General features: G+C 49.1%; 5 protein-coding genes. 4 read left to right on the top strand and 1 reads right to left on the bottom strand.

Annotation, left to right across the window (positions count from 1 at the left end):
- Positions 1-168 precede the first annotated feature (168 nt).
- A complete protein-coding gene (locus AC13C0_RS00525; RefSeq protein ID WP_339753411.1) occupies positions 169-1,692 on the bottom strand; it encodes a COG3904 family protein in 1,524 nt (507 codons plus the stop codon).
- 1,461 nt (positions 1,693-3,153) lie between these two features.
- Here AC13C0_RS00525 and AC13C0_RS00520 point away from each other — a divergent pair.
- The 4 genes from AC13C0_RS00520 (at position 3,154) to AC13C0_RS00505 (ending at position 5,775) form a co-directional block, all read left to right on the top strand.
- Entirely contained in the window at positions 3,154-3,297 is a 144-nt protein-coding gene (locus AC13C0_RS00520) for a hypothetical protein (RefSeq protein ID WP_339753408.1), read from the top strand.
- A gap of 689 nt (positions 3,298-3,986) precedes the next feature.
- Positions 3,987-4,451, top strand: a complete 465-nt coding sequence (locus tag AC13C0_RS00515; RefSeq protein WP_339753405.1) for a hypothetical protein — start codon at positions 3,987-3,989, stop codon at positions 4,449-4,451.
- Positions 4,452-4,575: 124 nt separating this feature from the next.
- Positions 4,576-5,133, top strand: a complete 558-nt coding sequence (locus AC13C0_RS00510; protein ID WP_339753401.1) for a hypothetical protein — start codon at positions 4,576-4,578, stop codon at positions 5,131-5,133.
- Between the two features lie 102 nt (positions 5,134-5,235).
- Positions 5,236-5,775 carry a hypothetical protein gene (locus tag AC13C0_RS00505; RefSeq protein ID WP_482953742.1) on the top strand — a complete coding sequence of 180 codons (540 nt, stop codon included), beginning with the start codon at positions 5,236-5,238 and terminating at the stop codon, positions 5,773-5,775.
- Positions 5,776-6,076: the final 301 nt, after the last annotated feature.

Raw genomic sequence — 6,076 nt, 5'->3', positions numbered from 1 at the left:
CATACACCACCTGCTCACGCATATTGCCGAGGCGGATACGGCGGAGAAACTGGAAGCATTGCTGCCCTGGAACGTGGAGCTGGTTCGGGTCTGACATCTCAGTGCGGGTGATGCAAGTGGGTCGATTTAAATGCGCTTACCATTGAACCACTACACAGGGCTTTTTATTTATAAGGGGGTGTATACCCAGCGTAAAGCGTTCGCAGCAACGGATCTTTCTGCTTGAAGAATGATCTCGTAAAAGGAGATGAAAGCGTTACAGGCTTGGCGATAGTCATCGCTGTTTGACAGTCCCTGCGCATTTAAAAGCTCAAGCCGATCGCCCATTTGATTTCTTACTTGAGCCAGTAGCTCTTCAGCTTCCTGCTCGCCAACAACCGGAGTTGTGGCTGCTTCATATCGCTCGCGAATAACTTTCCCCAAAGCATTCAGCATTGGGCGCATTTCATCCTTCGATAGGTGCGCAGTGATGTCCAACGTTCCGAATTGCTCTGGAAGAATGTGTTTTAGGCAGTAGACGGGCTCAATATCCCTGAGCGTTTTCATTGAGCTCACTATCTGCTCGGTAAATTCTATAACGGCTTCATCGCTAGTTCTGGGTAGTGATCTGGTTGCAATCAGCTCACCATAACCGCCAAGTCTAGCCTGAATTTCGACAATCGAACCTCCGTCTTTCAAGGCTTGCTCGGTCTCTGTGAGGATGGCCCCATAAATTTCAGGTTCATACTCTTTTATGACATCCAGTGCAGGAACACTCTGCATCATCGAATCAACTCGACCTCGATCAGCAGAAGCGTAATTGATCGGCCTGAGTGTCGACGGCTCAATCACACCGTGAATCACGCCTGCTTCTTTCATCTCTGGAATTGTCGGGTACCACATGTCATTGCTTTCAGCATTAAACAGACGATCCAGGAAGCTTTCACTGATCCCCTTTTCCCGGAATAGGCCAAGGTCAAGCTCTTGCTCCACCATCATGCTCATCGGCTGGTCCTCCTCCCATTCTGCAAGGGAGTACTGGTGAAATCCCAAGTTGGCACCACTCGCCAGGTAGCGTTTTTTGCCCGATATGAAGGCCGTTCCACAAGCTGAGTTACAGCCTTTGATCGTGTATGTGTTCAGACCATTTTCTAGGATGATCTCGGAAAACTTTCGACCCTCGTAAATCCTGCCGCCAATACTGTCGAGAATAATGCCTTCCACATTGGGATGCTTGGCAATGGTCTTTTCGATGTCTTCTGAGGCGCCAAAACCCATTCCGCCGGTAAAGTGGATAACTCTCCCGTCATCGACCACTTCGATGCTGTAATTGCTGAATTCATCTTGGATCGTCGCCAATTCATACAGGTTCTTGTAGCCTGGAAGTGCACTTGTCACATTACCGAAAGTCGACAAAACACCGATAGTAATCATGACTTTGGCTGCCATTGCCCAGCCGCCTTTCTTTGTTCTCTCTACGTGATTGTCGGCCGCACGCCAGGCGCCAATGATCTGCCATGGGTAAATAACGGCAAGAGAGACCGCCACAAATATCAGAATCGCCCTTGCTTGAGAGACCGGGCTTTCGATAAGCGTTGGCTGTGAGAGCACAATATCGATTGCCCTCAGTGCAAAGCCGAGTAATACCAGGTTCACCCAGAATGAAACTGCTAGTGAGAATTCGCCGTTCCAGTGCTTTTTGATGTAAGACAATTTGCTTTCCTTTTCTAGTTTCTATCCAAATGCAGGCGTTTACTCATTGACCTGCTCTCCTCTGCCTTAACCGTCTTCCACCGAGTAATGTTCATTACTGACCCTGTACCGGTGTCACAGTATGAAAAATCCAGCCTCAAGGAAAGCGAGTGCGTTTTATTGAATTTTGGGACTGGTGCGGGTCGGCGCGAACGTTCGCTTTTGTTTAAGCTTGATATCACACTTCGCATTGATAACACCATATTCAGGCTATACCCGGCCAGTTTATGGTTACAAGGCGCGGCCAAATTATGGTTGCACTACCATTGGCCACTTTATTGCGACATAGGGCACCCGCTGTAGCCTGTCAGATCCCGCGCTTCAGATTAGCCGCGGCACCCAGAGGCAGGCGATCAGGCTGCTTCGAACTGACAAGTGAGCGCCTACAGTTCCTTGTGAACTGGGCTTGAGTGCAGCTCAAGACTCGAAAAAGCGACACCTGCGGGGTGGGCTGAGCAAAACAATAACAAGAAATCGGTCCAGGATGGATATAACGCGATCCACATGCACTGGTGCTCAGTGCCTTCCGCAATCAGCCGCACTGTTCCAAGCCCTGCCCTCAGATTACTTAACCCTTCATACGTCGCCTGCTTACTCCTTTATAGGCAGCATATAGTCCCAGGCATGTAGAAATCATGCTGCGCACGACCACTTAATGTTTGGTGTTAAAGCAATCTGGAGTGTGAATGAAGCTAATCAGTATCGTCTTGCTGGCTTTCGCTAGTTTCAGCGCTTTGGCGGATGAATCGTACACGTCCGGTCATCACATCTCTCCCGGTTTCGGGGTCGGTTCAGTTCAGTGTCTCGGCTTACTGAGGTTTTGCAGATTACGTCTCTGTCAATTAGCTGCGTTTTCAGGGTGGGTTCATTTTCACCCATCATCGCAACCAGATCAGCAAACATCCGGAGCATCATGTCCGACAGAGAATGTTGGGCGTACCCCACTGCCTGCCGCAGGCCCTGAATTTATTTTAAAGCCAGGGACCAACAGTATTTTCTCTAGGAGCAATGGGCACCGTTCAGGGGGGTGTGCGAACCACTTTTCTCTGATTAAAGCTACCTAGCGCCTCAAAATTGATCGCAAATCAACCAATTCGATCACAAAACCACCATACTTTGATGAAATCTGGTTTTGTTAGACGGCCTATTCTGCACACAGTGTAAAAATGGTTCGCCCATTGCTTTGATGAAAGAGCAAATTTGAAGTGGGCCAGGCCTCTCCCCGGCGCGTCATACCACTGGGCAGGTGTCGCGTTTGCGTGGCATCCGTGCCGACGTTGAGCTCTAGCCATCCTAGCTGCTAACTGACTCGGGATAGACGCAATCATGTTTGATGAATATTCAATGTGAGAAATGTCCTAAGACTTCGTAAGATAATAAAAACGATAAAGCTACCATTGGCTGAACAAGGGAGCGAGAATCATGAATCTTTTGGCAGGTTTCGTTGGGTTCTCAACATTCGTCCTGGCTCTGCTGGCAATCGGAGGACCGGGGTATTTTTATGCAGATGACCTGGAGTGCTGGGCAAAATCAAAACTCGGCAGTGAACGACAATGGGGCGCATGATGCGTACTGAAAACTGTGAGGTTGATATCACCGCAGAGGATATCCAGCTTCTGGTTCAGGTAGGCATCTCCAAAGCGTATATCCACAAGGCTCTACCGGAGCATTTGGAAGGTCTGGCTGACACATTGCTTGGGACACTACGCCCGACCGGCCGTGGTCTTTCCGACACAGAGATCGCTGTTCTCAGGCGTGGCGGAGCTCGGGGGCTTGATGACTCAACCGACGATCGGAGATGTCTCCGCGAGAGTTTGGACGCACTCATCAAAGAATGTCGCGCGTTCGTCACTGAGGCTCGGGATACAACCGACGCGGCCTCACTGCTTGGCCTCTCGAAAGAAAGCATAGTCAGCAAGACACGCGAAGTGCCACCATCATTGGCTGTGCTGGAGCTAGATGAAGGAACTTTAAAATTTCCGCGGTGGCAGTTTACCGAGTCGGGGGCGATCCCCCATTTGTCGGACCTCTTGTCCTTGGCTTACCCGCAGGTAAAACCCTTTTTCTTGGCGCGATTCATAGACACACCACACGTTGATTTAGACGTCGGTACCGGACGATTGAGTCCTCGCGCCTGGCTAGTTCGTGGCCTAGATCCCGGGCCCGTTCTGGATGCTGTCAAATCGATGACGGAGGACTGAGGGTGCTTCTATCCCTCAGCCGTGCTTACTAAGCGGCATTAACGAGGTTGCATTATGGGTCTAACGTACGGTTTGAGATCGGTTCGTGAGTTATTCGCAAAGCTACAACGCGATGCCAAACTCCTCGATGAGGAAGTTACTAGCGACCGGCTATTTAACTTCGTACTTACTGGCTATTCCATGATCGATTGGGTCAGAAATGATCCAAGTATTTCCAAACCGGCCAAATCTGAAACCGAGATTGACAGTCTGTATGCAGATTATTGGCTCAAAATATGCGGCGATCTCGCAACGGCCAGTAAGCACTTCAAATTGACTAAGCGACAACCCATTACGCGGTCTGCTACGAGCAGTCAAGGGTATAGCGTCGGCCGCTATGGAAAAGGAGGCTATGGTGTTGGCGAAGAGGCAATCCAGATCGAGTTAGACGATGGAGCAAGATATGATGTGCTTGAGTTCGTTAATGGTGTAGTGGAGGCATGGAAGGGATTTTTTTACCGGCATCAAATCTTTTGCTGACAAATCATTCCAGTTTGTTCCGGGCCTTAAGGCCCACCACCGGACAGCCTTGTCGCCGCTTCGCTCTGCAAAGGCTGTCGATGAACCAAGGCGTTCAAATTTAGGCCATCAAACCGGTGACTCTATGAGTGAAGATACCCAAACGAAAGCACTGCGAATCTACGACCATCTCGCCGAGCCGATTGTTTGGGCGGGCTCTCTGGTGGCGCTGTTTATATTTATCGCAAAGCAGGCCATCCCCTCCCTTGATCAGGAGCAGTGGGTTCCATACTCAGCCTATGATTTGCTGGGTGACTATCCTGTTTTGCCAAATTCAGTTGTAAACTGGGCTTCAAGCTTCTTTGATTATATTAATGGTGCGCTTTTTGTCTTACTTTCAATTTTCCTGATAAATACCTTTATCCTACCAATGGTCTCATGGGCAACCGTTTGGTTAAGTGACGATAAGAGTGTCAATAAACCGTTATCAGGAGAGGACCAAATCTGGTTGTCCGGCCTTGTAGGTAGTGTGCTCGACAGCTCGGCACTTAATGTTAGAGCAAATGACAGGCAGATATTCAATCTGTTAGTTGATGAAATGGATAAGCGCCCACACTTGATCGCCAAGATTGGAATAAAAGAGGCTGAAGTGGTTTTAGTAAACTCAGTGGTCGAAAGGCTGAACTCAGAGAAGCCGTTTTAACAAATCGCGGCAGCATCGGGCTATGGTCGCCGAACGCCCTTTCCTGGGAGCCTCCGTCGCCAATTCACAGCCGCCGCTATGGTTCGTTATATAGGTTGAATTATGGAAGTTTCTCCAGAAAGCTCCAGCTCGGCCCTTGCGATCTTATTTGCCGGCCTAAGTGCATTGATTGCAATGTTATCTGCCTTTGCAGCATGGCGATCGGCTAGCGCTTCGAGAATGCTAGCGAAAAAGACTGCTGAAGTAGAACGTCAGCGCTTGATTTTATCGGTCGCGCGAATTGCCCAACAAACCTTGAGTAAAGCTGGATCCTTGCGGCAATTATGTGACGAAATCAAAGTTACCTATGATGCTCTGGCAACGTTCAATGGGAGCTATGGCAGCAGCCGGCATAAGTTGTTCAAAGACAGAGTAGATTCAAACAGAGCGCAAGGTGCGGCTATCACAGCTTACATTGAAAACTCTATTCCGGACGAAAAGCCAATCGATGCGCTTGCTGATGGCGAGATCAGCGACTTGCTCCTGAAGCTGACAATGAAACGAGAAGAGTTGATTGAGTTGTCGGACGTCCTTTCTCAAGAGAAGATGGAGCTGAAATCTCAGCTTCTTATCTACCAAGAGCAAGCTGCAAGACATCAATAAGATGCAATAATCGACTGCTGTTGGACAAACTTCCACGGCCGAGGGTCTCCAAATTGCGCAATGGCCTGTGTATTCGTTTTTGACCGAAAGCGACCATTTTTGGGTATCAGTTCCCGAACAAGTTATGAAGTCTTTGCAACCAGGAACTATTTTTACACACTTAACCCGAACATTTCATAAACACCCCAAGCAGCAGCCACGAAATTTTCTCGGTTAGCCCATTACGCCCAGATATGAGAATTATTAGTAGTATGCGCGCCAATGTCGCTCTGATGTCATCCAGTCACCGGCCTTAAGTGTT

It is taken from the genome of Marinobacter sp. B-21 (assembly GCF_056857895.1).
The sequence above is the reverse complement of the archived record's forward strand: the minus strand, read 5'-3'. Positions and strand labels throughout refer to the sequence as shown.